The sequence below is a fragment of the Baaleninema sp. genome, from assembly GCF_049974805.1.
Classification (GTDB): Bacteria; Cyanobacteriota; Cyanobacteriia; order Cyanobacteriales; family Geitlerinemataceae; genus Baaleninema.
In genome coordinates, this window is sequence record NZ_JBNGCO010000152.1 from 6,918 (window position 1) to 8,738 (window position 1,821).

Here is a 1,821-nt window from a genome sequence, read left to right on the forward strand (position 1 = left end):
TCAAGTCACGCACCCTACTCGCTGTTTTGCTCCATCCACTTTTCAACGAAGTTGGTGTACACCGTACCTTCGAGGAATTCTGGAGTTTCCATAATCTTTTGATGGAAGCCGATAGTGGTGGGAATTCCCGTGACGGCACATTCTCGGAGGGCGCGACGCATGCGAGCGATCGCCCGTTCGCGAGTCGGACCCCAAACGATGAGTTTGCCGATCAGCGAATCGTAATAAGGGGGAATTTCGTAATCCGTGTAAACGTGGGAGTCCACGCGCACGCCGACACCGCCGGGGGGTAAATAACCGCTGATGCGTCCGGGGTGGGGGCGGAAATTGCGATCGGGATCTTCGGCGTTGATCCGACATTCGATCGCATGTCCCCGCAATTCCACCTGGCTCTGAGTCACGGGCAGCTTTTCCCCTTGAGCCACCTTAATTTGAGCCGCGATTAAGTCCAAACCGCAAATGGCTTCCGTGACCGGGTGTTCCACCTGAATTCGGGTGTTCATCTCCATAAAATAGAAATTTCCCGACGCATCGAGGAGAAATTCCACCGTTCCCGCCCCGACGTAATTAATCGCTTTGGCAACTTTGACCGCTGCCTTACCCATTTTCTGACGTAATTTCGGATCGAGTGCGGGACTGGGGGCTTCTTCGAGCAGTTTTTGATGTCGCCGCTGAATCGAACAGTCCCGTTCGCCCAAGTGAACCACGTTTCCGAATTGGTCCGCCAGAATTTGAAACTCGATGTGGCGGGGACGTTCGATAAACTTCTCCATATAAATGCCAGGATCGCCGAAGGCGGCTTCAGCTTCCCCTTGGGCCGCCATAAACAGCTTCGGTAAGTCCTCAGCATTGCGAACCAAGCGCATTCCGCGTCCGCCGCCCCCTGCGGTGGCTTTAATCATCACCGGATAGCCGATTTCTTCAGCCAGGGACAGAGCTTCGCGATCGTCGCGGAGTAAGCCCTCGCTCCCCGGAACCGTGGGGACGCCGATGCGATTCATGGTTTCGCGGGCGGTGGATTTGTCCCCCATCTGTCGCATGGAGTCGGGAGAAGGGCCGATAAAGGCGATTTGGTGATCGGCGCAGATTTCGGCAAATCGAGCGTTTTCGGCGAGGAAACCGTAACCGGGGTGAATGGCGGTGGCGTTGCGCGTCAGGGCTGCCGAGATGATGTTGGGGATGTTGAGATAGCTTTTGTTGCTCGACGGTTCGCCAATGCAGACGGCTTCGTCTGCCAGTTGGACGTGGAGGGCGTGGCGATCGACCGTGGAGTACACCGCAACGGTTGCAATGCCCATCTCCTCGCAGGTGCGGAGGATGCGAAGGGCGATTTCTCCTCGATTGGCAATGAGAATTTTCGAGAACTGCATCTTTGAGTGTCTAGGGGCAATGCGGGAATTTCGGAAGCCGGATCGGACGCGACGAAAAAATTTTCCGGAAATAGTGACAATTAACTCGTCGCTATGTTAAATTACCATAGTGCGGTTGAAAAACGTTAACCGCGCAGATGCCACGCGGATGTGGTGGAATTGGTAGACACGCACGCTTGAGGGGCGTGTGGAGCAATCCTTGCGAGTTCGAGTCTCGCCATCCGCATTCTTCGACCCCGCGTCGAGACAAATATATAGAGACAAATATATAAAAGAGAGGTCGCCACGAGCTGCCTCTCTTTTTTTGTATCCGTCGATTTATCAAAAAATTTGGGTTTAAAACCCCGCCCTTCTAGGGCGGCTTGACCGTAAAATGGGCAGAGAGGATTTAAACTACCCAAATGACACTTCGAGCGTTTCGATATCGCTTCTATCCAACTCCCCAGCAAGA

General features: G+C 54.0%; 2 protein-coding genes and 1 tRNA gene. 2 read left to right on the forward strand and 1 reads right to left on the reverse strand.

Annotation, left to right across the window (positions count from 1 at the left end; genetic code table 11):
* Positions 1-14: 14 nt before the first annotated feature.
* A complete protein-coding gene (accC, locus tag ACP5D4_RS19780) occupies positions 15-1,370 on the reverse strand; it encodes an acetyl-CoA carboxylase biotin carboxylase subunit (protein WP_428013332.1) in 1,356 nt (451 codons plus the stop codon).
* A gap of 144 nt (positions 1,371-1,514) precedes the next feature.
* Between accC and ACP5D4_RS19785 the strand changes: the two genes are divergently transcribed.
* Together ACP5D4_RS19785 and ACP5D4_RS19790 are read left to right on the forward strand one after the other, a co-directional pair.
* Positions 1,515-1,596: transfer RNA gene (locus ACP5D4_RS19785), tRNA-Leu, on the forward strand.
* 175 nt (positions 1,597-1,771) lie between these two features.
* Positions 1,772-1,821, forward strand: a 50-nt coding sequence (locus ACP5D4_RS19790; protein ID WP_428013334.1) for a helix-turn-helix domain-containing protein, incomplete at its 3' end; no start/stop codon positions are given.

What these genes read in the sequence shown, in the direction of transcription:
- accC (WP_428013332.1), bottom strand. Translation starts at nt 1,370, where the DNA reads ATGCAGTTCTCGAAAATTCTCATTGCCAATCGAGGAGAAATCGCCCTT.